Origin of the sequence: Streptomyces genisteinicus, from assembly GCF_014489615.1 — a bacterium.
In the GTDB taxonomy this organism is placed as follows: Bacteria; Actinomycetota; Actinomycetes; order Streptomycetales; family Streptomycetaceae; genus Streptomyces; species Streptomyces genisteinicus.
Map to the genome: position 1 here is coordinate 7,335,750 of NZ_CP060825.1, position 26,675 is coordinate 7,362,424.

At 75.8% G+C, this 26,675-nt stretch carries 23 protein-coding genes and 1 pseudogene; 10 read left to right on the top strand and 14 right to left on the bottom strand.

Translation table 11 applies throughout. The features are described from left to right. Positions 1–28 precede the first annotated feature (28 nt). The 4 genes from IAG43_RS31375 to IAG43_RS31390 form a co-directional block, all read right to left on the bottom strand. On the bottom strand, positions 29–2,749 hold the full coding sequence (locus IAG43_RS31375) for a DUF7824 domain-containing protein (RefSeq protein ID WP_223006010.1): 2,721 nt from the start codon (positions 2,747–2,749) through the stop codon (positions 29–31). Further along, on the bottom strand, positions 2,746–4,200 hold the full coding sequence (locus IAG43_RS31380; protein ID WP_187744025.1) for an SWIM zinc finger family protein: 1,455 nt from the start codon (positions 4,198–4,200) through the stop codon (positions 2,746–2,748). The genes IAG43_RS31375 and IAG43_RS31380 overlap by 4 nt, the downstream gene beginning before the upstream one ends. A gap of 223 nt (positions 4,201–4,423) precedes the next feature. After that, positions 4,424–5,326 carry an NAD(+)/NADH kinase gene (locus IAG43_RS31385; protein WP_187744026.1) on the bottom strand — a complete coding sequence of 301 codons (903 nt, stop codon included), beginning with the start codon at positions 5,324–5,326 and terminating at the stop codon, positions 4,424–4,426. Next, positions 5,323–6,393 carry an SPFH domain-containing protein gene (locus IAG43_RS31390; RefSeq protein ID WP_187744027.1) on the bottom strand — a complete coding sequence of 357 codons (1,071 nt, stop codon included), beginning with the start codon at positions 6,391–6,393 and terminating at the stop codon, positions 5,323–5,325. The genes IAG43_RS31385 and IAG43_RS31390 overlap by 4 nt, the downstream gene beginning before the upstream one ends. A 122-nt stretch (positions 6,394–6,515) precedes the next feature. Between IAG43_RS31390 and IAG43_RS31395 the strand changes: the two genes are divergently transcribed. Further along, positions 6,516–7,268: a class I SAM-dependent methyltransferase gene (locus IAG43_RS31395; protein ID WP_187744028.1), complete on the top strand. Its 753-nt coding sequence runs from the start codon at positions 6,516–6,518 to the stop codon at positions 7,266–7,268. Positions 7,269–7,381: 113 nt separating this feature from the next. Then, the gene (locus IAG43_RS31400) at positions 7,382–8,419 is read left to right on the top strand and encodes an endonuclease/exonuclease/phosphatase family protein (protein WP_246574647.1); all 1,038 of its coding nucleotides are present in this window, start codon (positions 7,382–7,384) and stop codon (positions 8,417–8,419) included. Positions 8,420–8,776: 357 nt separating this feature from the next. Here IAG43_RS31400 and IAG43_RS31405 read toward each other — a convergent pair. The 3 genes and pseudogenes from IAG43_RS31405 to IAG43_RS31415 all read right to left on the bottom strand — a co-directional run. Beyond that, a pseudogene (locus IAG43_RS31405) lies at positions 8,777–9,412 on the bottom strand (aquaporin); the annotation flags it as partial. A gap of 137 nt (positions 9,413–9,549) precedes the next feature. Next, a complete protein-coding gene (locus tag IAG43_RS31410; protein ID WP_246574648.1) occupies positions 9,550–10,557 on the bottom strand; it encodes a hypothetical protein in 1,008 nt (335 codons plus the stop codon). Further along, positions 10,554–12,194, bottom strand: coding sequence for a protein kinase domain-containing protein (locus tag IAG43_RS31415; protein WP_187744029.1), 1,641 nt, complete (start codon positions 12,192–12,194; stop codon positions 10,554–10,556). The genes IAG43_RS31410 and IAG43_RS31415 overlap by 4 nt, the downstream gene beginning before the upstream one ends. A 328-nt stretch (positions 12,195–12,522) precedes the next feature. On the opposite strand from IAG43_RS31415, the gene IAG43_RS31420 reads away from it, so the two are divergent. Beyond that, complete coding sequence (locus IAG43_RS31420) at positions 12,523–13,677, top strand: S1 family peptidase (RefSeq protein ID WP_187744030.1); 1,155 nt, start codon at positions 12,523–12,525, stop codon at positions 13,675–13,677. 152 nt (positions 13,678–13,829) lie between these two features. Beyond that, positions 13,830–15,461 (top strand): hypothetical protein, encoded by a 1,632-nt coding sequence (locus tag IAG43_RS31425; protein WP_246574649.1) that lies wholly within the window; start codon positions 13,830–13,832, stop codon positions 15,459–15,461. 41 nt (positions 15,462–15,502) lie between these two features. On the opposite strand, the gene IAG43_RS31430 is transcribed toward IAG43_RS31425, so the two are convergent. After that, positions 15,503–16,603, bottom strand: coding sequence for a PRC and DUF2382 domain-containing protein (locus IAG43_RS31430; RefSeq protein ID WP_187744031.1), 1,101 nt, complete (start codon positions 16,601–16,603; stop codon positions 15,503–15,505). 131 nt (positions 16,604–16,734) lie between these two features. Between IAG43_RS31430 and IAG43_RS31435 the strand changes: the two genes are divergently transcribed. The 5 genes from IAG43_RS31435 (at position 16,735) to IAG43_RS31455 (ending at position 21,312) form a co-directional block, all read left to right on the top strand. Continuing rightward, on the top strand, positions 16,735–17,121 hold the full coding sequence (locus IAG43_RS31435; protein WP_187744032.1) for a VOC family protein: 387 nt from the start codon (positions 16,735–16,737) through the stop codon (positions 17,119–17,121). Then, the gene (locus IAG43_RS31440; RefSeq protein ID WP_187744033.1) at positions 17,118–17,759 is read left to right on the top strand and encodes a TetR/AcrR family transcriptional regulator; all 642 of its coding nucleotides are present in this window, start codon (positions 17,118–17,120) and stop codon (positions 17,757–17,759) included. Before IAG43_RS31435 ends, IAG43_RS31440 begins: the two co-directional genes overlap by 4 nt. A gap of 195 nt (positions 17,760–17,954) precedes the next feature. Further along, positions 17,955–18,149 (top strand): hypothetical protein, encoded by a 195-nt coding sequence (locus IAG43_RS31445; protein WP_187744034.1) that lies wholly within the window; start codon positions 17,955–17,957, stop codon positions 18,147–18,149. Positions 18,150–18,396: 247 nt separating this feature from the next. Then, positions 18,397–20,646: an MMPL family transporter gene (locus IAG43_RS31450; RefSeq protein WP_187744035.1), complete on the top strand. Its 2,250-nt coding sequence runs from the start codon at positions 18,397–18,399 to the stop codon at positions 20,644–20,646. A 117-nt stretch (positions 20,647–20,763) separates the two neighbouring features. Beyond that, positions 20,764–21,312: a VanZ family protein gene (locus IAG43_RS31455; protein WP_187744746.1), complete on the top strand. Its 549-nt coding sequence runs from the start codon at positions 20,764–20,766 to the stop codon at positions 21,310–21,312. A gap of 18 nt (positions 21,313–21,330) precedes the next feature. Here IAG43_RS31455 and IAG43_RS31460 read toward each other — a convergent pair whose 3' ends face one another. After that, the gene (locus tag IAG43_RS31460; RefSeq protein ID WP_187744036.1) at positions 21,331–22,041 is read right to left on the bottom strand and encodes a class E sortase; all 711 of its coding nucleotides are present in this window, start codon (positions 22,039–22,041) and stop codon (positions 21,331–21,333) included. A gap of 257 nt (positions 22,042–22,298) precedes the next feature. Here IAG43_RS31460 and IAG43_RS31465 point away from each other — a divergent pair, with 257 nt between their 5' ends. Next, entirely contained in the window at positions 22,299–22,835 is a 537-nt protein-coding gene (locus IAG43_RS31465; protein WP_246574651.1) for a CAP domain-containing protein, read from the top strand. A 33-nt stretch (positions 22,836–22,868) separates the two neighbouring features. Here IAG43_RS31465 and IAG43_RS31470 read toward each other — a convergent pair whose 3' ends face one another. Genes IAG43_RS31470 through IAG43_RS31490 form a run of 5 tightly spaced genes read right to left on the bottom strand, consistent with a single transcriptional unit; the run spans position 22,869 to position 26,651 of the window. After that, on the bottom strand, positions 22,869–23,915 hold the full coding sequence (locus IAG43_RS31470) for a serine hydrolase domain-containing protein (RefSeq protein WP_187744037.1): 1,047 nt from the start codon (positions 23,913–23,915) through the stop codon (positions 22,869–22,871). Continuing rightward, positions 23,912–24,826 carry a DUF6895 family protein gene (locus IAG43_RS31475; RefSeq protein WP_187744038.1) on the bottom strand — a complete coding sequence of 305 codons (915 nt, stop codon included), beginning with the start codon at positions 24,824–24,826 and terminating at the stop codon, positions 23,912–23,914. The genes IAG43_RS31470 and IAG43_RS31475 overlap by 4 nt, the downstream gene beginning before the upstream one ends. Then, entirely contained in the window at positions 24,823–25,755 is a 933-nt protein-coding gene (locus IAG43_RS31480; protein ID WP_246574652.1) for a DUF6895 family protein, read from the bottom strand. Before IAG43_RS31480 ends, IAG43_RS31475 begins: the two co-directional genes overlap by 4 nt. Continuing rightward, the gene (locus IAG43_RS31485; RefSeq protein ID WP_187744039.1) at positions 25,752–26,447 is read right to left on the bottom strand and encodes a hypothetical protein; all 696 of its coding nucleotides are present in this window, start codon (positions 26,445–26,447) and stop codon (positions 25,752–25,754) included. The genes IAG43_RS31480 and IAG43_RS31485 overlap by 4 nt, the downstream gene beginning before the upstream one ends. 12 nt (positions 26,448–26,459) lie before the next feature. Further along, positions 26,460–26,651, bottom strand: a complete 192-nt coding sequence (locus IAG43_RS31490; protein ID WP_187744040.1) for a hypothetical protein — start codon at positions 26,649–26,651, stop codon at positions 26,460–26,462. Positions 26,652–26,675: the final 24 nt, after the last annotated feature.

Genomic DNA, 26,675 nt, shown 5'->3' on the forward strand with positions numbered 1-26,675 from the left:
CCCGCGGAGGCGGACCGGGTTGACCGGCTCACCCCGGGGCCACCGCCGTGGCCGCCGCCTCCCGGTTGCGCCGCAGGGCGTCCCGCAGCCTGGCGGCCTGGGTCACCAGGCGGGAGCGGCCGGGCCGGGCGGCCACCGCCTCCAGACCCGCGAGGGGCTCCGCGACGGCCCGGGACTGCTCGGCGCACTCGGCCGCCGTCTCCACCAGTTCGCCCGTGCCGCGCGGGTCTCCCGAGCCCGTGAGCAGGACGGGCAGGACCCCGGAGAGGACGGCCCACACCGTGGCATGGGCGCCGGTCGCCGCCGCGGTCCGCAGCGCGTCGGCGAGGCGGCCCGGCTTCACCGTCCCCATCTCCAGCAGTTCGCACAGGTCGGCGCCGAGCAGGGCCGTGTCCAGCTCCCTGCGGCCCGCGAGGGTCAGCAGGGCGTCGACCGACCGCAGCCGGTCGTCCGCGTGCCGGGCGCCGAGGCCGGTGGCGACCGCCAGGTGGAGGGCGGGGCCGGCCGGCCCCGCGGGGCCCGCGGCGGCGAGCCCGGGCAGCATGTCGGTGCCCCCGCGCTCGTCGTCGAGCGCACAGGAGGTGACGCGGGCCAGCGACCAGGCGGCCAGGGTGTCACGGTCCTCCGGCAGCATCGCGATCAGCACGTCCGGGTCGCCCGCGTCCCAGCAGCGCCCGGCCCCCTCGCGCGCCGCTGCGAGTGCGCGGAACGCCGGGGGGAACTCCGCCGCCGCGGCGGCCCGTTCACCGGTGTCCAGGAGGTGGCGGTCGAGGGTGTCCCTGCCATGGAAGCCCACCCCGCCGGCGCGGCGGGTGACGGCCGCGGGCCGGCCCGACTCGCCGAGCCAGGCGGCCAGACGCTCGCCCTCCGGCGTGCCCAGGGCGGCCGCCCCGGGCAGCGCGGACGCGTCGCGGCGGACCCGGAACAGGGCCTGCGCGAAGTCCACCGGACCGGGGCGGGTGCCCGTACGGGCGTACTCCGCCAGACGCGAGACGAGGGCGTCCGGGTCCAGGCTGCCGCTGGTCAGCGTGGGCGTGGAGAGCAGGAAGGGCAGCGAGCCGTCCACGACGCCCCGGGCCGCCTCGACCACCCGCGCGTGGCGGGCGGCCGCCGCGTCGGCGTGGTGGCAGTCGCTGCGCCAGGTGACCAGCGCCTCCGGCTTCGGCCCGGACGGACGGGCGTCCAGGACCGCGGCGGCCACGTGTTCCAGGCCGGGCAGGTCGTCGGTGTAGTAGTGGCGGCGCGCCGGGTCGAGCCAGTAGCGGTCCGCCAGGGCCGGCCGCAGTGCCGCGGCCAGGGCCGCGCGGTCCCGGTGGGCGTGCCGGACCAGTCCGTCCAGTGCCCGCTCGAACTCCTCGACCGGCGCGACACGGGCGTTGACGACCGCCGCGACGAGCTCCACGGTCTCCTCGACCGACGCCGGGGACGGGCCGAGCGGCGCGGGCGGCAGGAGCGGCGGCAGGATCTCCTCGTACGGACCCGGTTCCTCCGCGGGGGCGGCGTCCGCACCGAGCAGGGCCACCGCCCGCGCCCGGTGCACGGGGCTGAGGAGGTGGGCCAGGCCGGCGAGCCGGGCACGCAGGTCCCCGTCGTCGCCGAGGTGCGCGGCGGCCAGCTTCAGGGCCCGCTCCTGGACGTCGGTGTCCGGGTGGCCGAAGGCTTCGCCGAGCACCGGCAGCAGCACGGACGCGGTCCCCGGGTCGCGGGCGAGCGCTCTGCCGAGCAGCGTCAGCTGCGCACGGACGAGCTTCTTCTCGGGGCGGAAGAAGACGCCGGCGGACATCTCCGCCAGCCGTGCGGGAGCCAGCTGCCCGGCGGCGGCCAGGCGGGCCAGCACCTCCTGCGCCTGCCCGGCCACGGGCGACGGGGCGTCGGCGGTGAGCGCGATCCAGTCGGCCGTCCGCTCCCGCTCCTCCTCCGGAGTCGGGCGGAGGGATTCCAGGACGGCGCGGTACGGCTTCAGCTGGAGGACCGGACCGCCGCGCAGCAGCCGGGCGGTGCAGGCGTCGAGCAGCACGGCGCGGTCGAGCCGGCCCTCGGCGGCGAGGGCCGCCAGCGCCCCGGGCCACTGCTCGGGGGCACCCGGTTCGTGATGGGCGGCGAGGGAGGCAACCGGTTCGGGCGTCTCGAACAGGCGGGGGGCGAACGCCGTGAGGTGGGGGTCGCGGCGCAGGACGTCGGTGAGCCTGCCCCGTTCGGTCCACGCCTCCGTCGCCCAGCCGTCGACGCAGCCGTCGGCGGTGGGCATCGGGCAGCCGGCCCGCCGCACCAGTTCGCGGACGAGCGGATAGTCGTCCCGGGCGGTGGAGGCGCGGGCCGCGAGCCGGTGGGCGAGGTCGCCCAGCCACCGGGGCGTGCGGTCCTCCAGCACCTCGACCAGCTCCCGTACGGGGACGCGCCCCCTCAGCCGCATGTCGCGGCCGCCTATCCACGAGGCGGCGGCGGCCGCGCCGGTCTGGCAGGCGGCGCCGGCGACGAGGAGCGCGGGGCTCACCCGGACACGCTCGTCCCAGCGGTCCCAGCCGGAGGCGCGCAGGTCGCCGCGCAGCTCCTTCAGCGCGGCCAGCAGGTCACGCCGCCGGGCGCGGTCCAGCGGTGCCACGAGGGCGGGCAGCCGGAGGGTGTGCCCGGCGCGGACGGCGGCGAGGACGTCGGGCGTGCCGGCCGGGGTGACCGGTGTCGTCGTGGCGGTCGTGGCGGTCGTGGCGGTCGTGGCGGTGGGTGTGGTCGGCGTGGTCGGGGTGGTCATCGTGCGTCTCCGAGAGGGGCGTTGGTGCCGGACGGGATCGCGGCGGAGCCGGCGGCCGGGGCGGCGCCCGGGGTACGGGTGCCGGCGGCGGCCGGGGCGGTCCGGCGGGCGATGCGGGTGGCGAGGGCGTGCTTGCAGGGTCCGCGGCGGCCGCGGTAGTCGGCCCACCACTGGCAGGTGCAGCTCAGCGCACCCCCGGACTCCCGCACCCGGTAGCGGCGTTCGCCCGACGCCACCTGCGCGGTGGCCGGACCGTCGAAGGCGACGGCGCCCTGCGCCACCAGCGCGCGGGCGGCCACCAGCCGAGGGTTGTGGCGCTCGGCGCGACGTGCGTCGTACGGCAGTTCGCGGTGGAACCAGGCGGCTTCCGCGAGGTCGTAGCCGACCCTGCCCGCCGTGCCCAGGAGGGTGAGGGCGGCCCGGACCCGCTCGGCGGGCAGGCCCGACTGCTCGGCCAGGTCGGCGGGGTCGATGCGGGGCTCCCACGCCAGCAGCACGGACACCAGGTCGGCGTCGCCGGCCGCCGTGTCGCCGGCGAGGGCCTCCAGCACGCTGCCCTCGCCGGAGAACCCGCGGTCGGCCTCCGGGGACAGGGTGAGCGTGAGCCGCATCCCGGGCAGGGCGACCTCCCAGGCGGAGGCGGTGGGCGCCGTGCCGTCGGGGACGGGCCCGTAGACGCGCAGCCCGGTGGCATGGCGCAGCACGCGCTGGAAGGCGCCGAGGCGTTCGGGGCCGGGCAGACAGACCGCGCCGGGAGCCGGGCGGGTGGTGGGGCGCAGGGTGCGGCCCGCGGGGACCACCCACAGCGGACCGCCGGCCCGGCCGCCGGAACCGCGGGGGAGTGAACGCAGGAAGCGCACGGCCTCGGCGGCGGTGAGCTCCGCGCGGAGGTCGAAGCCGGTGGTGATGGCCTGGGACTCCGCGAAGCCGCGCAGCCAGCGGTCGGGCAGCGGCACCTTCTTCTCCACGACCGGCCCGTCGAGCGTGGTCACCGCGAGCTCGTCCGGGCCGACCCGCAGATGCAGAGGATCGGTGTCGGTGAGCCGTGACAGCGCCTCGCGCAGCGGGTTGTTGACGTCGACGTTGGTGGTGCCGTGACCGGTGTCGGCCCCGCGCAGTCCCTCGGGCAGGATGTCCAGGCGGGCGTAGACGCCGCAGCATCCGGAGAAGGACTCGAACCGCAGCCGGTCGCCGCCCGCGGTGACGACGGGGTCGAGGGAGGCCCGCAGCGTCCGGCGGAAGTAGCGGGCGGCCGCCACGTCGGCGACGGCCAGCAGGCCGCGCGCGGCGGCCTGCGGCTCGCCGAGGAATCCCGCGAAGAAGCGCGGATGGGCCTCGGCCCCGGCCGGGGTCGTACCGCCCGCGGTCTCCAGACCGAGACTGCGGCCGGCGCCGGAGCCCGTCAGCGTGGAGGAGCCCGCGTAGGCGAAGGTGTGTGCGGTGCGCGTCATGAGGGAGAAGCTACGAGAGGGCACTGACAACGGTGTTGGGCCTGACCCGCATTGCTCCGGTCGGGACGGCGGCCGTGAGGTGTACACGCGGGCCGTTTCCTCGCAGGGCCGGAGCACCCGCCGGTTCATGAGGCGTGCCCGATCCGCCGCGGCCCTCCCTGCCCTTCCGGTGGCCCGCCCCGCCCGCTCCCGCCGTTCCGGTGGCCCGCCCCGCCGGGCGGCGTCAGACCAGCAGGCGCAGCGCCGTGTCGCAGACCCCGAGCCGTACGGTCTGCCCCCAGGTGAGCGTGAGCGCGTCCGCCTCCATACCGTCGCCGAAGGCGACCAGGCGGTCGCACTCGACGGTGACCCGCAGCCGCTCCGTGGCCGAGAGTTCGCCCGCCGTCCGCGTCGTGCCCGTCGCGGGGGACGGCCACGCCTCCCGCACGAACCACAGCAGACGCCGGTCCGCGGGAGCGGGCAGAGCGAGGCCGCTTCCGCGCTCCAGCCACAGCGACCGGAGCCAGCCGGTGGCGCCCGTGCCGGTGCCGACGAGGATGCCCGACGAGGCCTGCGCCTCGGAGCCGGCGTCCTCGCCGTCGGGGCCGACGCGGTAGCGGGCGGTCTGGTGGCCCGCCGGGCCGAGGAACACCTCGTTGAGGGCGACCAGCCGCTGGGTGTCGTCCGCGACCGCCTCCACCATGGCCAGCTGGTCAGCGGCCGCCGCACCGGGCCGGACGGCGGACCGCAGCAGCCGGCCGGCGTCCGCGGGCCGGTGGCGGACGAGGATCCCGGGGTTGCGGCCGGGATCGGTGTCGATCCCGGCCACCGGCTGACCCTCCAGGTACTTCGCCGTGTTGGCGACGAGCCCGTCCTGCCCGACGACCACCACGACATCCTCCGGGCCGAAGAGGAAGCGGTCGAGATCCGCCCTCTCGACCCGGGCCCGGCGCCAGGTGAGCGGCACGGCGGCGGCCACGTCGGCCAGCGCCTGCACCGCCCGGTGGTGCCGTTCGGCCACTTCCGCGATGCTCCGGCCCCGGGAAGCGAGGAAGAACTCCGCCTGGCCGCGGGTGCCGTGCCGGGCGAGCAGCTCCTCGTACTCGGTGGTCCGGTGGACGATCACGGCGCGCGGGGCGAGGCTCACGGCCGCGCCCCTGCCGCGGGCCCGTTCCCGGCGGCGGGCCCCTCCGCCGTGCCGCGGCCCGCCGCCCCGGAGTCCGCGGTGCCGAGCCTCGCCAGCAGCCCGGTGAGCACGTCGGGCGACAGGGTCACGCTGTCGATGCGCGGCAGGTTCTCGGCCAGCCGGGTCGCCGCCAGGGCGTGCAGGGTCGCGGGGGAGGCCTCCGCGTGGACCCTGAGCCAGGCGGCCTGCGCCTCGGCCCGCGCCCCGCCGGTGAGCCGGGCCGCCTCGGCCTCCGCACGGGCCAGGCGCACCGTCCGCGCCGCCTCCGCCTCGGCCCGTACGGCGTCGGCGGCCGCACTCTCCTCGGCACGCCGCCGCGCGTTGATGCCGCTCTGCTCGACCAACTGCTCCTCGCGGCGGGCGAGTTCGATCTTGCTGGCCAACTCGTTCTCGGCAATGGCACGTTCGCGTTCCACGGCCACCGCGCGGCGTTCGTAGGTGGCCCGGTCGGCCTCCTGCTGGATCTGTTCCCGGGCCGGGGTGCGCAGCGCGCGTTCGACCTCGGGCTCGGGGCGTATCGCCACCACGCGCACGGCGACCACCTCGATCCCGGTGGCCGGCAGCCGCGGTTCGGCGGCGAGCCCGCTGCCGACCCGCTCGCGGACCGTGGCCACGCCGTCCGCGAGCGCCGACGCGAGGGTCGTACGGGCGAGGACGTCGAGGGCGTGCTGCTGGGCGGACTCGGTGAGCAGGGTGGCGATCTGCTCCAGCGGCGCGCCGCGCCAGGCGCCCGAGTCGGGGTCGATGGAGAAGTCGAGGCGGGCGGCCGCCGTCGCCGGGTCGTGGATCCGGTACGTCACCGTCGCCTGTACGCCGACGTCCTGGAAGTCCGAGGTGCGCGCGTGGAAGGAGACGGCCAGTTCCCGGTCGTCGACGGGCACTTCGGAGAGGGACGAGGTGAGCGCCCGGAACCAGAAGCTCAGTCCCGGCCCGTCGTGGACGAGCCGGCCGCGCCGGTGGCACCGCACATGGGCGGTGGGGGCCGCCCGCAGGTGACGCCAGCCGAAGCGCGCGGTGATGTCTGCCATGAGAACCTCTTTTCGTCGTCATGACGATATTCGGTGAGCCGGTTGTCGTCAAGGAGACGAGAAGTGGATCGGTCGACTCCGCTCCGTTCCGGCGGAGCCCCCGCCGCGTAGGCTGAGTGCCGATGTTCACCGCCCAGGGCCCCACCCTCACCGAACTCGCCGTCCAGGCGCTCTCCTCGACGCGGCGGGGCTACGACCTGCTGGCGCCCGCGTTCGACCACACCCCCTTCCGCACGCCGGACGCGATCCTCGACCCGGTGCGCGAGGCGCTGGAGACGGTCGGCCCGTTCGGCGCGGGGCTGGACATCTGCTGCGGCACCGGAGCGGGCACCGCTCTGCTGCGGCGGGTGTGCACGGAACGCGTCACCGGCGTCGACTTCAGTGCCGGCATGCTCGATGTCGCGGCACGCACGTCACCGGCCGGGCCCGGCCCTCGGGTCGACTGGGTGCAGGCGGACGCACGAGCCCTGCCGTTCCGGGGGGCCTTCGACCTCGCCGTGAGCTTCGGTGCGTTCGGCCACTTCCTCCCCGCGGAACGGCCGTTGCTCTTCGCCCAGGCGCACGCCGCGCTGCGTCCGGGCGGCTGTTTCGCCTTCCCGGTGGTCGCTCCGCCGGGGCCGGACTCCTGGCTCTACTGGGCGCTGCTCGGCTTCGACGCGGCCATGCGGGTGCGCAACGCCCTGTGGCGGCCCCGGTTCGTCATGTACTACCGGACGTTCCCGCTCCCGGGCGTCCTCGCGGACCTCCGTGCGGCAGGATTCTCCGTGGAACTCGTCCCGCTCGCCGCCCTCGGCCGCCGCGACGACGGCGCTCCCAGGGCGCGCCTGGTGATCGCCCGCCGCGCCGGCCGTCCCGTTCCGTCCGGGGCCTCCTGACCGCGTCCGCGCGCCGCCCGCCTGGCAGGATGCCGGTGGGGCTGCCGGGGCCGGTGGGACCCGTAAGGCCGACGGGGAACGGCGGGAACGGCACACCGGGAACGGGGCGGGGGATGGGCACGGACGGTATGGACGGCACGAACGGCACGTATCGGAGCGCGCCCGAGCCGGACGCCGCCGACGGCACCCGCCCTGCGGCGCGGACCGTTCCCGGCCGGCAGCCCGTCCCGGCGCGGTGGCGGCGCGGGCGGCTGATCGCGGTGTGCGCGGCCCTGGTCGCCGCGCTCCTCGCCCTCCACCCTGCCGTGCCGAACGCGGGTCCCCGGCTCGGCAGCCTGCTGGAGACGTTCCTGCCCTGGCTCGCCCTCGCCGTCCCCGTGCTCCTCCTGGCCGCACTGCTGCGGCGCTCCGCCACCGCGGCGGCGGCGACGGCACTTCCCGCGGCGGCCTGGCTCGTCGCCTTCGGGCCGCTCCTCCTCCCCGGGGGCGGCGCGCGGCACGACCTGGTCGTCGTGCAGCACAACGTCGCCGACGACAATCCCGACCCGGCCGGCACGGCGCGGGCGCTGGCGGACGAACGGCCCGACCTCATCGCCCTGGAGGAGGTGACGCAGGACGCGCTGCCCGCCTACGAGAAGGCACTCCGCGCCCGCTACCCGCACCACGCCGTGGTCGGCACCGTCGCGCTGTGGTCCCGCCACCGGATGACGGACGTGGCCCCGGTGGACATCCGGCCGCGGGCCGTGGACCCCGGCTGGAACCGCGGGATGCGGGCCACCGTCCACACGCCCCACGGAGAACTCGCCGTCCACGTGGCACATCTGCCGTCGATCCGGCTCGGTGTCCGCGGGCTGCGGTCGGCCGACCGGGACGAGAGCGCGGAGCTGCTCGGCGCGGCCCTCGCGGCCGAGCCGATCGAGCGCCTCCTGCTCCTCGGGGACCTCAACGGCACCCTCGACGACCGGGGCCTGCGCCCGCTGACCTCACAACTGGGCGCCCCGGGACCGGGTTTCGCCTTCAGCTGGCCCGCCGGCCTGCCCGTGGCACGGATCGACCAGGTGCTGGCCAGGAAGTCGACCGTGACCGGCCTCAGTGCCCTCCCGGCCACCGGCAGCGACCACCTCCCGATCATCGCGCGGATACGGTACTGACACGGCGACGGGTGGCAGCGGCGCGCGGCGGGCGGCCTCGGGCCGGTGACCACGCGCCGCGTTCCACCGGGCCTTCCGCTCCCCGCTCACCCGCCGGGCGGTCCGGCGCGGGGCGGGAACGGCATCCGCCGGCGGACCGAAGAGCAGGGCCGCCAGGACGCAGCCGAGCACCGCGCCGAGCACCTGCGCCCCGACGAACGCCGGAACCGATGCGGGGGCGATGCCCGCGAACGAGTCGGAGAGCGAGCGCCCCACCGTGGCGGCAGGGTTGGCGAACGCCCCCGAGGAGGTGAACCAGATCGCCGCCGCCGTGTACGCGGCCACGGCGAGCGGTGTCCACCGGTCGCGTCCGCTCCGCCGCAGCCCGGCGATCAGGAACACCAGGCCCGCTGTGGCGACCGTCTCGCCGACCGCCAGATGGCCGGCCGACCGGTCCTGCTCCGACCAGCCCGCCGGAGCGCGCCCGAACATCGCGTCGGCGACCACGGCACCGGCGATCGCCCCCGCCGTCTGCGCCCCGACGCGCACCAGGGCGTCCCGCCCGGCCCCGCGGCCGCGGTCCGATGCGCTCCACCACGCCCAGAGGGTCACCACCGGGTTGAGGTGGCCGCCGGACACCGGCGACAGCAGCGCGATCAGCAGCCCCAGGCCGACGGCCGAGGCCAGGGAGTTGGCGAGCAGCGCCGTCCCCGCGTCCGGGGCGAGCGCGTCCGCCCTGATGCCGGAGCCGAGCACGACCGTCACCAGGGCAGCCGTCCCGAACAGCTCGGCCGCCGCCCTGCGCGCCGGGCCCGCAGGGCGGAGACCACCGGGGGCATCCCCCCGCAGCCTCTCCACAGTTGTCGTCATGCGGAAAATATATTCCGATGAATGGAAGATCGGGAGAGGGGTGGGGGTGAGGCCGTCCATGGGGCCTGCTGATGCCGTAGGCCGTGGCCCTCGCTGAGAGCGCTCCCACCCTGGGTGCGCTCCTGGCGTCTGCCGCTGACACATCACCTCTTGTGGGCCCGGCGGCCGTGCCGACGCATTCGTTGCCGCCGCCCGCCGGTGCGGGCCCGGTGCGCGCGACAGCGCCCCGGGCCGACCGTGCGTCGGGCCCCGGGGCCGCGTCCGTCCCGCCGGCGGCGTGCTCAGCGGCACACGTAGACGAACTCCGCCGCCGCGGTGTGCCGTCCGGGCGAGTCGATCCGCACCTCGGCCCGCGCCGGGAACTCTCCGCGGCCGGTGAAGGTCCACCGCAGATGGAGCGTTGCTTCGCGCTGCCCCCGCGTCACCGTCTCGTACAGCTGCCCGGACGAGGTGCCGTCACTGCGCTCCCACCGGTACGCGATGGTCCCGGCGCGCCCGTCGGTCGCGACCACGGCCACGACATCGGCCGTGCCGTCGCAGCCCGGACCCTCGGCGGGCGCCCGGACCGAGACGTCCTGCACAGCGACACCCGGGCCGAAGCGCTGCCAGGCGAGGAACGCCAGCACCGCCGCCAGGATCACCGCCGCCGGCGCGTAGCGGCGCCACGCGGGACGCCCGCGCCGACCGCCGCCGTCCGTTCCCTGTGCGGCATCCGCCTGCCCGGCGAGAGTGCCGTGCCACACGCCGGTGTACGTCGGCGGGCCGCCGCGCTGCCTGACCACGGCGGTCACCCCCGGCCCGAACCGGAGCACCTCGCCCTCCACCCGGTCCGGCTCGGCGTCCGCCGCTTCCCGCAGCGTCGGTCCGTCCACCGGCCCGGGAAGCGTCCGCCCCTGCACGGGCTCCATGAGCGTCCGCCCGTCCGTGGCGGCGTCCGCCCGCGGTGCGGGCGTCGCACCGTGCGCCGCGGTCGGCCCCGTGGCGCCCTCGGGCCCGGGACGTTCGAACCAGTGGCTGCCGAGAGCTGTCGCGCTGTAGCCGCCCCCGTTCCCGTTTCCGTCCCGGCTCCCGCCCTCGATGCCGTCCCCGGCCGCCTGCGTCCGGCCCGTCTCGGGCGTGGCGGTCCCGGCCGAGGGCAGCCGGACCGTCCCGGGCGCGTCCCCGCCCGACTCCGCCCGCCCGTCCGCCGCGCCGCCGGGGCTGCCCGCCGCGCCGCCGTGCCCGCCCGGTGACCCGGGCTCGTCGTCCCGCCCTCGGGCGGGCGGCGTGGGGGAGTGGTGACCGCTCATGAGACCGGGCACCCCCGCCGCGTCAGGAGCTGCTGCGTCGAACCGCCGCCTGCCCAGGCGGGATCGGTCGACGCCTGCACCGCCCACCAGCAGCCCTTCCCCTGGAAGGTGTGGGCCAGCGGCAGGGTGTAGGACGTGGCGCCGCTCCGGCTGAACGTCTCACTGCCCTCCGGCACGCCCGGTTCGCCCTTGCTGTCGCCGGTGTACCAGGTGATCACGACGGTGACCGGGCCCGGCCCGTCGGTGGTCACGTCGACGGACGCCTGACCGGTCACCGGGCCGGTCTGGCGGAAGAGCGTGACCGCCACCGAGGTGACCCGTACGCGCGCGGGCACGGGGGTCACGGATGCCGTCGCCGACGCGGAGACCGTGGGAACCGGCTCCGGCGCCGCGGGCGTGCTCGCGCTCGCGGTGGGATCCGCCGTGGGCGACGGCGGGCCGGACGAGCCCGACGGTGTGACGGAAGGGCTCGCCGCCGGTGAGGCGGGCGCCGCGGAGGAGGCCGGCGTGTCGGACGGGGGAGACGGCGTGCCCGGGCCCGGCGGCCCCGCGCTGGTCGTGGCCACCGCCTCGGCCGTGGTCTCCCGCCGGTCCTCGCCCGCTCGCGCCGCCACGGCCGCGAGCCCGGCGATCACCACGGCGACGATCGCCGCCACGACGCCGCGCAGCCCGGGGAGCAGCCGCCGTCCGGCCCCGGGGCCGCCGACCGGGGGAGGCGGCGCGGCCAGTGCGGTCGTCGCCGCGTCGGTGGTTCCCGCCGCCCCGGCGGCTGCCGAGGGGAACAGCAGCGGCAGCAGGGCCGCGAGCGCTGCGAGCCGGCCCCGGCCGCGCTCCTCCCAGTCCGGGCCGTAGGCCGCCCCGGCGATCTCCTCCAGCTCCGCCACGAAGGCGGCGGCGTCCGCGGGCCGGTCCGCCGGAGTCTTCGCGAGCCCGCGACGGATCAGCGGCCGCACCGGCTCCGGCGTGTCGTCCTCGGGGACCGGCGCGCCGATGTGCTGGAGGGCCAGCTCCGCGAAGTTCTCGCCGCCGAACGGCTTGCGCCCCGTCAGGCACTCGTAGAAGGTCGCCGTCGCCGCGTACACGTCCGCGGCCGGCGAGGCCGCGCCGCCCTCCCACTGCTCGGGAGCCATGTACGCCGGTGTGCCGGCGACACCGGGTGTCGCGCCGTGCCGGGCGGCGATGCCGAAGTCGACCAGTTTCGACGAGCCGTCGGCGGCCACCAGGACGTTCTCGGGCTTGTAGTCGCGGTGGACCACACCGCGCGCGTGCGCGGCGGCCAGCCCCAGCAGGGACCCCTTCAGCACGACGAGCGCCGCTTCCGGCCCCGTCGCCCCCTCCCGCGCCAGCAGCGCGCGCAGGGCGACGCCGTCGACGAGCTCCATCACGATCGCCGCGCCCGCGGGGGCCTCGACGTACTCGTAGAGGCGCACCACGTGCGGTGTGTCGAGCCCGCCGAGCAGCCGCGCCTCCGCCCGGAACTCGCGCACGAACGCGGCGTCCGCGCGCAGCCGCTCACCGAGGTACTTCACGGCCACCGGCACACCCGTGGCGTCGTGTATCGCGAGCACCACGCGACCGCCCCCGCCGGTGCCCAGCTCCCGGGTCTCCGTATAGCCCGGTACCGTCCACACACCCATCACGTTCCCCCCGAACCGGCCGTCGCCGCCGCACACCGTAGCGCCACGGTCCGTCCCCGGCACAGACACCGTTCGCCCACATCCGGTTCCGGCGCGGGCGGCACGGAAGGCATGTCTCCCGGCGTGACCGTGGTCCGCTCGCGCCGGCGGGAGAGCGAACCGGGAGCGGTGCGACGGGAGTTGCGCAGGGGACCGGGGCGTTGTGATTGGCATGGACCTGCCGTGTGATCTCGGCTACGCTCCGTACCGGGCGCCGTTGAGAGCGCTCTCAGAATGCGCGCGCCTGTTCCACCCCCACCTTTGCTGGAACAACCGAAAGGTCGACGCCATGAGACGCACCACCGTGCTGCGCACCGGTCTCTCCACGCTGATGCTCCTCGGGGCATGGGCGGCCACCGGAGCCGGCCAGGCCGCCGCGGCCGACCCGGACCGGACGCCGGCCGCCACCGCCGAGATGTCCACCGGCCTGGTCGAGGCCATGCAGCGCGACCTCGGCCTCACCGCGGCCGAGGCGCACGAGCGCCTGGCGGCGGAGAAGGCCGCCGGGGCCGTCGAGGCCGAGGCCCGCAAGGCCGCGGGCGCGGCGTTCGGCGGGTCCTGGTTCGACGCGGAGAGCGGCAGCCTGACGGTCGCGGTCACCCAGCCGGCCAAGGCGGCCGCCGTACGGGCGACCGGCGCGGCCACCAGGATCGTGCAGCACACCGAACGCCGCCTCGACGCCACCAAGGCCGCGATCGACGCGCTGCCCGCGCCCGCCGGGGTGAGCAGCTGGCACGTCGACCCGCGCGGCAACCGGGTCGTCGTCTCCGTCGTCGCCTCCGAGCGTTCCGACAACGATGTCCGGCGCTTCCTCGACCGCGCCCGCGCGGCAGGCCCGGTGACCGTGGCGGAGGTCGCCCAGGCCCCGCAGACCTTCGCCGCCGGTACCGTCGGCGGCGACCCGTACTACACCGGGAACGTCCGCTGCTCCATCGGCTTCTCCGTGCACGGCGGCTTCGTGACGGCCGGTCACTGCGGACCGCAGGGCCAGGCCGTACGCGGCTGGGACGGCTCGCACATCGGCCACTTCCAGGGTTCGTCCTTCCCCGGTGACGACTACGCCTGGGTGAGCGTCGGCAGCGGATGGTGGACCGTGCCGGTGGTCCTCGGCTGGGGCGCCGTCCCCGACCAGCTGGTCCGCGGCTCCAACGAGGCGCCCGTCGGCGCGTCGATCTGCCGGTCCGGATCCACGACGCGCTGGCACTGCGGCAACATCCTCGCCAAGAACGAGACCGTCAACTACAGCCAGGGCGCCGTGCACCAGATGACCAAGACGAGCGTGTGCGCCGAAGGCGGCGACTCCGGAGGCTCGTTCATCAGCGGTGACCAGGCGCAGGGCGTCACCTCCGGCGGCTGGGGCAACTGCAGCACCGGCGGACAGACCTGGTACCAGCCCGTGAACGAGATCCTGAACCGCTACGGTCTGCGGCTGCACACCGCCTGAGGCGCGACCCGCACACGGCACGCCCGCCGTGCCTCCGCCCCCGCGGGCGGAGGCACGGCGGTGCGGTCGCCGGACGGGCCGCGCGCCCCGCCCCGAGGATCCCCGGACCGGTTCGGGACGGTACGGAGCCCGGCGTCGGATACGGTTCCGGTGTGGTGATCACAGAGGACAACCCGGCGCCGGGCACGGCATTGCTGCTGGCAGCCGCCCCTGCCGGCAAGGGACGGCTGGTCGACGCGGCGTCCGTGCTGCCCTCCCTCGCCGCGGTTCCCGCGGAGGTGCTGACCGGGTCGGCGGGCGCGCCCGCACCCGCCGCGGCGACGGTCGTCGAACTCGCCGACCCCCTGGACCCGCAGACCGTGCTGACCCGCATCCGTGCGGCCGCCGCGGCGCCGGGACCGTTCTTCCTCTATCTCGCCGGGCAGTTGCACCTCGACCGCAAGCAGCGGCGTCTGCACTTCGCACTGGCCCGCTCCACGCCCGCCACCCTGCGCTACACCGCGCTGCCCTGGCACTGGCTCGCCGCCGAGCTCGGACCGCGCCCGCCCGGTTCGACCACCGTCGTCGCCGACCTGGTCGCGGACGCCGAGGCGCTGCGGCAGGTGCGGGAAGGGGCGACGGCCCTCGGCCCGTCCGTACTCCAGTACGGCAGGGTGGTGCCGGCCGCGGGCCGCAGGAACCTCGCGGAGCCCGCGTACCTCCGGGCGATGGCGGAGATCTGGCGCAGCGGTGCCAGGCCCGCACCGGCGGAGCTGCACGCCGCGGCCCTGTCCCGCACCGAACCGGCGGACGGGGCGGTGCTGTTCCCGTCGTCGCTCCCGCCCTCCACCGGCCCGGTCCCGGCACCGTACGCCCCCCACACCGCGCCGCCCACCGCCGCCCACGCGGCGCCGCCGGCACCCTCGCCGCCCGCACCCGCCGCCGTCGTCCCTCCCGGGCCCGCACGGCAGCCGTCCCCCCGCCCGCCCGCTCCCGACGCCCCGTCACCGGTATTCCGCCCCCGTGCCGTTCCGCCCGCCGCCCCGGCCGAGGCCCCGCCGGCCCCCGCCGAAGGCGCCGCGACCGAGCAGACCCCCGCCGTTCCCGTCCCCGCCGCGGCCGGGCCCACGCCCACTGCCCCTGCCGCCCCTGCCGTGACCGAGCAGGCCCGCGCCGGGGCCGCTGCGGCCGAACCGCCGCCCGCCGCCCCCGTCGTGGCCGAGCCGGCACCCGCACCCGCGCTCCAGGCCGCCCCGCTCGCCGCCGCGCCCCCGCTCCCGGCGGCCCCTCCGCCCACCGCGCACCGTCGCCGCCCCGTCCGCGGCGCGACCGCCGAGGACGGCAGCGGTTCCGCTCCCGGGGTGCCGTCCCGCGCGGGCGCGGCGGATCCCCATCCGGCGATCCTGGACGCGGCACGGGCCGGACGCCACACCGAGGCCGCCGCTGCCGCCGCCGCCTGTGAAGGCGAGGCGCTGCGCACCCACGGGCCCGCCTCGGCCGAAGCGCTCCACTGGCTGGAGGTGCGCGCCGACCTCGCGCGCCTGGCCGGGGACGCCGCGCGCAGCTGCGAGCTGTGGATGGCGGTGGCCGACGGCCGGCTGCGCCGGCAGCAGACCACCGACGACCCGGACGTCGAGGGCGCCGTCGACCGCGCCCACCACCAGTGGGAGCAGATCCGGGACGCGGGGCGGGCCCGCCGGCTGGCGCCGCCCCTGGTGCAGTTGCGCCGCCGTGTGCCGGGACGGCAGCGCGGCGCGCTGAAGTTGCTCCAGCACCGGCTGGAGCAACTTCAGCACGCTGGCTAGACCCGGCCCGCCGTCCGGCGGACGGTGCCGGGAGGGTCCCGTCAGGCGGGGCGTTCACGCCCGGTCTCGTCGGGGATGTCGGCCTCGATCCGCTCCTTGCGGACGCGGCCCGTGACGGTGGTGTCCTCGACGCGCTCCTCGACGGCGAGCCGTACCCGCTCCACCGGTTCGGCACGGGTCTCGACGACAGCGCGTTCCTCGTAGAGCGTCACGTCGTGCTCAGCTTCGGAGATGTCCGGACCGGAGAGCGCCGACTCCCGGTTGGCCTCGGTGATGGGCTCGCGCTCCAGCCGCACCTCGGTGTGGCGCAGCGGCACGCTCTGGCTCTCCTCCTCCGTCACGACGTACTTGCGCAGCCGGGCGTGGCCCACTTCGTGGCGTTCGGTGCCGACGTGCATGTGCTCCTCGGACCGCGTCATCGCCATGTCCGTGTCGCCCGCGGCCGCCGCCCCGGCCGCCTCGGTGTCCCCTGCGGCGGTCATGCCCGCGGCCTTGGTGCCACGCGTACCCGCCGTGCCCGCAGTGCCCGCGGCCTTGGTGCCACCCGCGGACGCCGCTCCGGCCGCCTTGGTGTCGCCCGTCGCGGCCATGCCCGCGACCGTCGTGTCGCCGGCCCGTGCGTGCCGTCCGGTACGCGCCGTACCGGCGGTTCCGGCCGCTCCGGCGCCGTCCTTCTCGCCCCGTGCCTTCGCGGTACCCGCCGCTCCTGCCGCGCCGGCGGCTCCGGCCGCCCCGGCGGCACCCGCCGCTCCCGCGCCGTCACCCCCCGAACCGTCCGCCGCCCAGCCCTTGTCGGGGCTGTTGGCGTCACGCCAGGCGGCGTCCCAGTCGAGGCTGTAGTGCTGGTAGAGCCGTTCCTCCTCCTGCCGGGAGAGGTGCCCGGCGGCGTCCACGGCCACGTTCGGCGCGTCCTTGATCTTGTCCTTCGGGTACGGCACTTCGAGGTGGTCGTCGACCATCGTGGCGTTCTGTATCGGGACGAACGATTCGCTGGTGCCGAGCAGGCCGGTCTGCACGCTGACCCAGTCGGGCTGCCCCGTGGCGTCGTCGACGAACACGTGTTTCGCGTTGCCCACCTTGTTGCCGTCGGAGTCGAAGACGGCGTGGTCGAGCACGTTCGGGATCTGCTCTCGCGTGATCATGTCTCTCCCTCTTCCGTGGGGTCCCTCAGCAAGGGGGTAACCATGACAAAACAACCCAAACGCCATGTGTGGGACCGGTATCCCCGTGATACGATCCGATCCGCAACGGAACGAAACAGGGGAGGTTCGCCGTGCGCGTCAAGGACTTCGATCATGTGGTGCTCAACGTCGAGGACGTCGAGCGGTCGCTGGCGTTCTACTGCGGCCCGCTCGGGCTGGAGCCCGTCCGGGTCGACGAGTGGCGCGCGGGCGAGGTGCCCTTCCCGTCGGTGCGGATCAGCCCGACCGCGATCATCGACCTCTTCCACCGCCCCCGCGGCACGTCCAACGTGGACCACATCTGCCTGGTCGTCGATCCGCTGGACTGGCAGGAGGTCATCGACTCGGGGCGGTTCACCGTCCTGGACGGCCCGGTCGGCCGCTTCGGCGCACGGGGTGACGCGCAGTCCGTCTACGTCGAGGACCCGGACGGCAACACGGTGGAGCTGCGCTGGTACCCGCAGGACGTCCCGGCGTGAGCCCCGTCGCGGCCGGCCGCCCGCGGGATCCGGCGATCGACGCCGCCGTGCTGGCCGCGACGCTCGACGTCCTCCGTGAGCAGGGGTACGGCGGATTCACGCTCGAAGCCGTCGCCGCGAGGGCGGGCACGACCAAGCCGGCGATCAGGCGCCGCTGGCCGGTCCGCCAGAACCTCGTGATCGACGCACTTGCCGGAGTCCTCGTCACGCCCCCCGCCCCGGACAACGGCTGCACCCGCTGCGATCTCACCGCCAGCGTGCGCCTGCTCGCCGAGGCGCTGGACGAGCGCCTGCCGCCGGGCGTGCTCGCCCCGCTCCTCGCGGACTGCGCACGCGACCCGGACCTGCACCGCCGTCTCGTCGACACCGTGGTCGGGCCCAGCAGGGAGGCTGCCGCGACGGCCGTGCGCCGAGCGGTCGGGCGCGGTGACCTCCGGCCCGACGTCGACCCCGACATGCTCGTGGACATGCTGGCGTCGGCCGTCTACCAGCGCGCGCTGCTCGGCGGAGCCGCGCAGCAGCCGCTCCCGGCGCGGTCGTTGGCCGATCTGCTGCTGCGGGGCGCCGCCGTGGACTTCGACCGGCTCGTGCGCATCAGCGAGTTGCCGCCCGAGGCGCGCCACGCCCACCCTCGCTGAGCCTGAGCCTGAGCCTGAGCCTGAGCCTGAGCCTGAGCCTGAGCCTGAGCCTGAGCCCGAGCCCGAGCCCCGAGACGTGCGGTCGCACCCCGCCCGATCTGCCGCCTTCACCGTCCGTATTCGACGAAAATGCGCACAATGTCCTGCCGTGCAAGGCTGATCCCGCCCCGACCACCCAGCTCGAAGGAGAGACTGATGGGTATCAAGGACCAGTTCCAGGACAAGGCCGAGCAGCTCAAGCAGGAAGCGCAGAAGCGCATGGGCGACAACGCCCCCGAGCGCGGCGGCCAGGACCGGGAGCGCGGCCGGCAGGACCAGGAGCGCGGGCGCCAGGAGCGTGAGCCGCGCCAGCAGATGCTGGACGAGGACCAGGGCCGCCGCCAGAACTGATCCCGACGCGGGACAACGTGAAGGGGCGCATCCGTCACGGATGCGCCCCTTTCTCTTGCCCCATCCTCGTGCCCCTTCCCCTTGCCGTTCCCCCGCACGGCTCGCCCCGGCCGCGGCGTCACCCGTTCCCCCGCCCCGGCGTGCCGCCGGCGGCCGGCCGGATTCCACTGTGTCTGTCCCCTGCGCTTCGCGCGCACGGCCCGAACCACCGCTTCGCCTGCCGGAGCCCGACGTCCCGGGAGACCCGATGTCGACCAAGGCCACCTCCCCGCACGGGCGTCCGCCCGGTCCGCACCGCCGCGGAGCGCTGCGGACCGTCGGCGAATGGTGCGCCCGGCACTTCGTCGTCGTCCTCGTGCTCTGGGTCGCGGCCGTCGTCGGAGCACAGGCGCTCGACCGGGTCTGGGGCGGCGACTACTCGGACAACTTCGCCCTTCCCGGCACCCAGTCCCAGGACGGCCTCGACGTCCTCAAGGCCCACGAGCCGTCCGCGGGCGGCTACAGCTCGCAGATCGTGCTGCACGACCCGGACAAGCCGCTGACCGACTTCTCCGACCAGGTCTCGCAGACCGTCGCCGACCTGGAGAAGCTCCCGCACGTGCTGTCCGCGCAGAACCCGCTGCCGCCGCCCGGCACCCCGCCCCCGTCGTCCGGCAGCGCCGACGTCGGCCCGCTCTCCACGGACCAGAAGACCGCCTACATCACGGTCCGCTTCGACCAGCAGCCCTCCGTCCTCGGCTCCTCCTACCTCGGCGGCGTCGACGACTCCGTCGAACCCCTGCGGTCCGCGGGCGTCACCGTCGAGTACGGAGGGTCCCTCGGCGAACTGGCCCGCCCCGAGCCCGACGACCGCACCAGCGAGGCCATCGGCTTCGCGGTGGCCGTCGTCGTCCTGCTGATCGGTTTCGGCAGTGTGATCGCCGCCGTCCTCCCGCTGGTGACCGCGCTGCTCGCGGTCGTGTGCGGCCTCGGCCTGCTCGGCCTGCTCGCGGCCGCGACCACGTTCGCCACCGTCTCGCCCACCCTGGCCACCATGATCGGCCTCGGCGTCGGCATCGACTACGCCCTGTTCCTCATCACCCGCCACCGGCAGAACCTGATGGACGGACAGGACCCCGTCACGGCCGCCGGGCGGGCGGCGGCGACCAGCGGCCACGCCGTCCTGGTCTCCGGGTGCACCGTCGTGATCGCCCTCTCCGGCCTCTGGGTCTCGGGCATCTCGTTCATCGGCAAGCTCGGCCTCGCCGCCGCCGTCACCGTGGTCACCGCCGTGCTCGGCGCGCTCACCCTCGTCCCCGCCATGCTCGGCCTGATCGGCCGGCACCTCGACCGGCTGCACGTGCGCAGGCCGGTCGCCGAGACGGAGGCCGCACCCGGCGCCGAGGTCCAGGGCACCTGGCACCGCTACGCCCAGCGGGTGGAGCGGCGCCCGTGGTGGTTCCTGGGCGGCGGCGTCGCCGTCCTCGCCGTGCTCGCGATCCCGCTGTTCTCCATCCAGCTCGGTCACATCGGCGACGGCGCGGACCCGAAGTCCTTCACCGACCGCAGGGCCTACGATCTGATGTCCTCGGCCTTCGGCCCCGGCTCGAACGGCCCGCTGACCCTGGTCGTCGACCAGACCTCGGTGCCCCAGTCGGACCGCTCCGCCCTCGCGACCCAGGTGCAGGACGCCCTGAAGAACGTCCCGGACGCCGCCGTCATCACCCCGCCCAAGGCCACCTCCGACGGCGACGTCCTGATCGCCACGGCGTACTCCGTGGCGCCCCCGCAGGACGAGCGCACCACCGAGCTCACCAACCACCTCGCGGACGACGTGCTGCCCGGCGCCGTGGCCGGAACCGACGCCACCACCTACGTCACCGGCACCACGGCGGCCCAGGTGGACTTCCTCGACATCGTCTCCTCGCGGCTGCTGCCGATCATCCTCGTCGTCGTCGGCCTGGCGTTCCTGGTGATCCTCGCGGTCTTCCGCGGCGTCCTGGTCGCGGTCAAGGCCGCCGTGCTCAACGTGCTGTCGATCGCCGCGTCCTACGGTGTCGTGGTCGCCGTCTTCCAGTGGGGCTGGGGCGGCCCCGCACTCGGGGTCTCCGGCGACGTGCCCATCGAGAGCTACGTGCCCATGATGATGTTCGCCATCGTCTTCGGGCTGAGCATGGACTACGAGATCTTCCTGCTGTCCCGCGTGCACGAGGCGTGGGTGCGCACCGGGGACGCGAAGGCGAGCGTCGCACACGCCCTGGAGATCACCGCCCGGGTCATCACCTGCGCCGCGCTCATCATGGTGAGCGTCTTCGCCGCCTTCGTCATCAGCGACAACATCGTCGTCAAGATGCTCGGCCTCGGGCTGGCCGCGAGCGTGCTCATCGACGCCACGGTCGTCCGGCTGCTGCTGGTCCCGGCCGCCATGACCCTCATGGGCAAGGCCGCATGGTGGACACCGCGGTGGCTCGACCGGCTGCTGCCGCACATCGATCCCGAGGGCCGGCAGGAGAACTGAGCACCCCGGCGCAGCGCCCTGCCGGACCGAGTCCGACCGCACCACATGGCGGCGGCCACAGGGGGTAACCGCACTCCTGTCGTGGACACAGCACAGCAGGACGAAGTGGGGGCAGCCATGTGGCGCTCGGGAGCGAAGACCGGTACGGAGAAGGCGGCAGTCGAGGGGCCACCGGGTGCCGCCGCCCCGGTCGGGCCGTGGTTCAGGGCCGCGGCGGTGGTGCTGGCGTTCGCCGGCACGGTGGCCTTCAGCCTGGTGCTCGCCCGGCTGACGCTGGAGCCGTCGGCCGCCTCCGAACACCTCACCCACAGCAATCTGCAGCCCGGTGACTCCATCCGGGCCTATCTGTCGCAGCCCGCGCTCAAGGACACCGTCAAGCAGCTCGGCGGCAACATCGCGCTCGGCGTGCCGTTCGGCGTCCTGCTCCCCGTCCTCGCGCCCCGTGCCCGCGGCCTGGTGCGGGTGGCGGTGCTGACCGCCCTCGTGATGATCTGCGTCGAGCTCGTCCAGGGTTCGCTGATCACCGGCCGCGCGTTCGACATCGACGACGTCATCCTCAACACCAGCGGCGCGCTCATCGGCTACCTGCTGCTGGGCCGCCGCCTCGGCCGTGCCGTCCACCCGCGCCGCTCGCACTGGTGGCACCGCTGGACCAAGCGGGCCTGAGTCCCCGGGGCGCCGGCCTCACCGCTCGCGCAGCACCCCGATCTTGTCGATCCGGTGCTCCGGGTTGCCCCGGTCGTCGCGCCAGTGGTTGCCCGCCGCGTCGTCCTCGGGCGTGGCACAGGTGGAGATCGTGATCATCGCCCGGGTCGGCTCACGGCCCGGGTGGCCCGGCACCGCCGCCCGCTGTTCGGCGAGCGAGCGCTCGGAACGGAAGGACGTCTGCCGGGTGCCGGTGATCTCGTACTCGAAGACCTCGCCGCCGAGGGTCACCCGCACCACGTCGCCCACGTCGAGCGCGGGCAGGTCGCGCAACGGCCCGCCGGCCGACAGCCGGTGCGCGGTCACCAGGTAGTTGCCGACCTCGCCGGGCCCGACACCGCCCCGATCCCCGTAAGGGGAGGCGCCGAGGCCCCGGTTCTGGATACGGGTGCCCGGCCAGTCGTCGGTCGTCCCCTCGTACGGCACGACCTTCAGGTCCGCCAGCCCGATCTCCGGGATGGACAGCAGCGCCGCCCGGGTCCGCGGATCGGGGGAGGGGGAGGGCTGCGCCGTGCGGCCGACGGGGCCGCTCGCCGCCACCACGGGCCGCTCGGCGGCCGTCGCGGCCGGCCCCGCCGAGGACATGGCGGGCTCCGGCGACCGCTCGGCGGCGGGAGCGCCGGCGCAGGCGCCGAGCGTGAGGAGCAGGGCGCCCGCGAGGACGGCGGGAAGGATGCGGGGTGAGGTCATGGCGTACCGGATCGGGCCGGGGACGGTGGGCGGCGGTCCGCACCGGGGCGGGTGACCGCGTGTCGCTCAGATGTTCCATCGTATCGAACATCTCGGGCATCCCGGATATGTCCACGTCCCTCGATGTCCCTCCATCGGAGGACGCACGCGGGGCACGTGCCCGGAGGCGGGCCGGGCGGTGCCACGATGGCGGTCACCGCCGGGACGCTCCCGGCAGCCGTACCCCGCGCACCCGTGACAGAGAGCGAGCCCCGGCCGTGCAGCACCACCGCCCCGCAGCCGTCCTCGCCGCCCTGCTCGCGGTCACCGCGCTGCTCGGCGGCTGCACCGCCCGTGAGCCGGTCCCCGCCGGGAGCGCGGCGGCCCTGGTGATGACCCCGGGGGCGGGCGCCGCCGGGCGGAGCACGGCGGACGAGTACGCGCGCCGCGTCGTGTCACTGGTCAACGACCACCGCCGGCAGGCCGGCTGCGAACCGCTGCGGGTCGACGACCGTCTCACCGCCGCGGCCCGGGCCCACGCCGGCGACATGGCCTCCCGCGGCTACTACGAGCACCGGAGCCCCGAGGGCCGTGACGGCGGGGACCGCATCACGGCCGCCGGATACCGGTGGAGCCGCTGGGCCGAGAACATCCACAAGGGGCCCCAGGGCCCGCAGGACGCCGTCACGGGCTGGCTGGGCAGCGCCACTCACGAACAGATCGTCACCGACTGCGCGTTGACCGACACGGGGGTCGGCGTCAGTCTGGAGCCGGGCGGCCCGTGGTGGGTGCAGGACTTCGCCGCGGGCGGCTGACACGGGGCCCGGCCCGCCGCCCCCGCACTCGGGTCACCGCGGTGCGCCGGCCCCGGTGAGCAGGCCGTACGCGACGGGGACCAGCCGGTCCCGCAGCCGGAAGCGGCGCGTGGAGACGGCCACCAGCGCGGTGTCCGTCTCCGGGTAGAAGCCCAGGAACGCCTGCTGCCCGCTGGTCGCCCCCGAGTGGAAGTACACGGGGCCGTGGTCGGCCGGGTGCCGGAACCAGGTGAGCGTGTGGACGTGCCGGTGCCGCACCCCGCGCCGCAGCACCGGCCGGTGCACCTCCCGCAGCGCCCCTGCCAACGGGTTTCCCTCGGGGCGGAGATGGGCCTCCAGGTAGGCGAGCAGGTCGTGCACGGTGGCTCGCACCGCCCCGGCCGCCGCGAAGCCGCCGATGTCCAGCGGGGGAGTGCGCCGTACCCCGTCCGCCGCGTGGCCGACGGCGTCCCGGGCCGGGCCGCCGGGCCGCAGCGCGGTGTCCGACAGGCCCAGCGGCCGCAGCACCCGCGCCGTCAGCAGGGTGTCCCACGGCGCCGAGGCGGCCACCGACAGCGCGTGCCCGAGGGCGGCCACCCCGAAGTTGGAGTAGCGCCACCGGGTGCCGGGCCGGTGGCGCGGCCCCGCCCGCAGGAAGGCGCGCACCACCCGGTCCGCCGGGTAGTGCGCGTACGGGTTCGTGGACCAGCGGCGCACGGCCTGCGGATAGAAGTCCGCGGGCAGCGGCGGCAGCCCCGCCGTGTGGGTGATCAGGTGCGTCAGCGTGACCGGGGCCCGGCCGGGAGGCCGCCGCGGGTCGAGGAACCGCGCCGCCGGTTCCCCGCCCGACAGTTCCCCCGACTCCACCAGCCCGGCCAGCAGCAGCCCGGTGAACGTCTTGGACGCCGAACCGATCTCGTACCGCAGCCGCTCGCGCGGAACGGCGGGTGCGGGCCCGGTTCCTCCGGCGACCACCGTGCGGCGGCCCTCGCGCGAGAGGGCGAAGACCACGTCCGGCGCGTCGACCGCGGCCACCGCGTCGGCGAGCACCCGCCGGGACGCCTCCTCGCCCACCGCCTGCGCCGCCGCGACGGCCGTCATCCCGCGAGCCGGTCGAGCGAGCGGGAGGTGGCGAGCACGGACGCGAACGCGGCGACCAGCGTGGGGTGGTAGAGCATGTCGAACACGTCCTGCGGGTCGCCCGTCGGCGCCTCGCCCACCGCGGGCATCGAACCGTCCGGCAGCTGAGCGGCCGCGAAGCCCTCCCACACCCGCGCGTCGAGCGCCGGGCGGGGCAGGCAGGCGTCGACCACCAGCAGTTCGCCGAGCAGGTCCCAGCGCCGCAGGTCGAGCCAGTCGTCCAGCCACACCGGCAGCCAGTCCGCCAGGTACGCGGCCAGGTCCTCGGGGAGCCCGTCGGGGCGCTCGCCCCAGTCCGTGAGATGGAAGACCGTGTGGGTCACCGCGTAGGCGGTGTGCCCCTCGACCGTCCACGGCTCCGGCCGGCGGCCCAGCCAGGTGCGCCGCAGCGCCTCGGCGGGTTCCAGCGAGGGCTCCAGCCCGAAGCGCTGCTCGAACCGGGAGAGTCCCAGCCGGCGCACGGGGGTGACCTCCAGCGCCGCCCAGCTCTCCAGCCGGTGGTTGAGCCGCACGGCCCGCTCCAGCTCCGGCTGCGAGTAGCCCAGTTCCCGGAACGGCAGGTACACCTCGAACGGGATCGGCGAGGCCGGCTCGGTCCGCTGGGCCCGCACCAGCATCCGTCCGCCGTCCAGCACCTCGCGCCAGGCGTGGTCGATCAGCGACCGCGCCATCGCCGACTCCCGGGAGCCCGACACACCCTCGCGGAACAGCACCTTGCAGATCAGGGCGAGTTCCCCCACGGGCTTGAAGCGCTCCAGGAAGCCGGTCTCCGGGTCCGCGTCCGGCTCCAGGCGGAAGCCGTCGCGGTGGGTGTGCAGCCAGGCCACGGCCTGCTGACCGACGTCGTGGAAGAGACGGGTGGCGGTCGTCATGACGGGACCTCCGGCGGGACGGCACCGTCGAAGCGGGCGAGCACGAGGGCCGAGGCGAAGACCGCCATCAGCGTGGAGTGGTAGACCCCCACGAAGTCGCGGCGCACCCGGCGCCCCGTCGGGCCGGGCCCGATCTCCGGTACGGCCCCTGCCGCGTCCTGCGCTCCGGCGAGGGCGGCGAAGGCTCCCGCCACCATGGCGGGGTCGGGCGGACCCGGCAGCGCGGCGGCCACGGCGAGCAGTTCGCAGGCGAGATCCCACTGCTCGTCCTCCAGGCACGAGTCGAGCCACGGCGGCAGCCAGTCGCCGAGATAGGCGGCGACGTCCGCGGGCACGGCCCCGAAGTCGTGGCCCCAGTCGGTGAGATGGAAGACCACATGGGTCAGCGTGTACCCGGCGGCGCGTTCGAAGGTCCACGGCTCCGGGAGCCCGCCGAGCCACGTGCTCCGCAGCACTGCCGCCGGGTTGTCGCGCACCGGCAGCCCGCACCGCCGCTCGGAGTTGAGCAGGCCGAGCCGGCGGTTGGGCTGCTGCTCGGTCAGCCGCCAGCTGCGGGTGCCCGCCAGCAGGGCCGCGCAGGAGTCGTACCCCGGGTGGCGCAGGCCGGCCGAGGCGAACGCGGCGTAGATCTCCAGGGGGTAGGTGGCGGCGGGCTCCAGCCGCTGGAGGTCCAGCAGCAGCGCGCCGTCGCGGGTCTGCTCCCAGGCGAAGGCCAGCAGCTCGCCCGCCCGTTCGTGCAGGACGGTGCCCGGAGCTGTGCGCGCGCGCACGGTGACACAGACCTGGGCCAGCTCGCCCAGCGGCTTCCAGGAGCGGTTCACATCGGCCTCCGGGGCGAGCGCGTCCTCGCCGAGCCGGAAGCCGTCCCTGTTGTCCGACACCCAGCCGAGTGCGGCGTCGGCCAGGGACCTGATGCCGGCAGCGGTCACCGCGGCTCCCCTTCCCGCAGCAGCCGTGCCGCCTCCAGGTGCATCAGCACCCGCGCGTCCGTACCGCCCATCTGCCCCACGAACTCCAGCCCCGCGTCGAGGCCCAGGGTGTCCGGCACACCGTCGAGGAGGACCAGCCAGCGCCCGGCCGCGGCGGCCTGGAGCCAGTCGCGCCGCCGTACGGCGCGCACGAATCCGCGGGCGACGTCCAGCGGCCGCTCGGCCGCGGCGGCGGCCACGGCGGACGGCGAGCCGGGCAGCGCGAGCGCGCCGAGGACCGCCAGCTGGTGGGTGAGGTACTGCCACGGGGCGCCGCCGAGCCAGGCGGCATCGGGTTGCGGCGGGCCCGCGGGGTCGGCGGCGAGACCGCCGAGACGCGTCAGCGTCCGTGCCATCGCCCAGTGGCTCCAGCGCGTGGTGGGCGCGGCGTCGGGCGCCGGCGGGAAGCCGAGGACCGCCTTCTCGAAGGCGGCCAGGTCGTCGGGCGCGGCGCTCCGGCCCGGAAGAAGGGCCGGAAGCATGGCGTCCGCCCCCAGTACACGTGTCGCCGCGAGGGCGAGATCCTCGTCGCCGGCCTGACCTGTGACACCGCGGAACGCCACGAAGTGGTCCCCGCTCCGAAGAGCGGAGACCACCTGCGAAGCGAGTTCCTGCACTGCCTCCGTCAGACGGGACGTGCCGGGCTGCTCCATTCGTGACTCCCGTCAGCCCTTCTTGGGCCGCGGGGTCGGGGGCGAGAGCAGCAGGGCTCCGCCGCCCGCGATGAGCGCGAGTGACGCGCACTCGCGGGTGTCACGGTAGAAGCCCTCGGGCTCGACCGGGTTGAGCGCTGCTTCGAGGTCGGTGTCCAGGGCCGTCGTACGCGGCTGCTGAGTCACAGGCTTCGTGGAAGACATGCCATCCCCTTTCGGGATCCATGA

Excerpts from the sequence above, each read along its gene's own strand:
- IAG43_RS31375 (WP_223006010.1), bottom strand. The coding sequence starts at position 2,749 with ATGACCACCCCGACCACGCCGACCACACCCACCGCCACGACCGCCACG.
- IAG43_RS31380 (WP_187744025.1), bottom strand. The coding sequence starts at position 4,200 with ATGACGCGCACCGCACACACCTTCGCCTACGCGGGCTCCTCCACGCTG.
- IAG43_RS31390 (WP_187744027.1), bottom strand. The coding sequence starts at position 6,393 with ATGGCAGACATCACCGCGCGCTTCGGCTGGCGTCACCTGCGGGCGGCC.
- IAG43_RS31395 (WP_187744028.1), top strand. The coding sequence starts at position 6,516 with ATGTTCACCGCCCAGGGCCCCACCCTCACCGAACTCGCCGTCCAGGCG.
- IAG43_RS31400 (WP_246574647.1), top strand. The coding sequence starts at position 7,382 with ATGGGCACGGACGGTATGGACGGCACGAACGGCACGTATCGGAGCGCG.
- IAG43_RS31410 (WP_246574648.1), bottom strand. The coding sequence starts at position 10,557 with ATGAGCGGTCACCACTCCCCCACGCCGCCCGCCCGAGGGCGGGACGAC.
- IAG43_RS31415 (WP_187744029.1), bottom strand. The coding sequence starts at position 12,194 with ATGGGTGTGTGGACGGTACCGGGCTATACGGAGACCCGGGAGCTGGGC.
- IAG43_RS31420 (WP_187744030.1), top strand. The coding sequence starts at position 12,523 with ATGAGACGCACCACCGTGCTGCGCACCGGTCTCTCCACGCTGATGCTC.
- IAG43_RS31430 (WP_187744031.1), bottom strand. The coding sequence starts at position 16,603 with ATGATCACGCGAGAGCAGATCCCGAACGTGCTCGACCACGCCGTCTTC.
- IAG43_RS31445 (WP_187744034.1), top strand. The coding sequence starts at position 17,955 with ATGGGTATCAAGGACCAGTTCCAGGACAAGGCCGAGCAGCTCAAGCAG.
- IAG43_RS31450 (WP_187744035.1), top strand. The coding sequence starts at position 18,397 with ATGTCGACCAAGGCCACCTCCCCGCACGGGCGTCCGCCCGGTCCGCAC.
- IAG43_RS31455 (WP_187744746.1), top strand. The coding sequence starts at position 20,764 with ATGTGGCGCTCGGGAGCGAAGACCGGTACGGAGAAGGCGGCAGTCGAG.
- IAG43_RS31460 (WP_187744036.1), bottom strand. The coding sequence starts at position 22,041 with ATGACCTCACCCCGCATCCTTCCCGCCGTCCTCGCGGGCGCCCTGCTC.
- IAG43_RS31470 (WP_187744037.1), bottom strand. The coding sequence starts at position 23,915 with ATGACGGCCGTCGCGGCGGCGCAGGCGGTGGGCGAGGAGGCGTCCCGG.
- IAG43_RS31475 (WP_187744038.1), bottom strand. The coding sequence starts at position 24,826 with ATGACGACCGCCACCCGTCTCTTCCACGACGTCGGTCAGCAGGCCGTG.
- IAG43_RS31485 (WP_187744039.1), bottom strand. The coding sequence starts at position 26,447 with ATGGAGCAGCCCGGCACGTCCCGTCTGACGGAGGCAGTGCAGGAACTC.
- IAG43_RS31490 (WP_187744040.1), bottom strand. The coding sequence starts at position 26,651 with ATGTCTTCCACGAAGCCTGTGACTCAGCAGCCGCGTACGACGGCCCTG.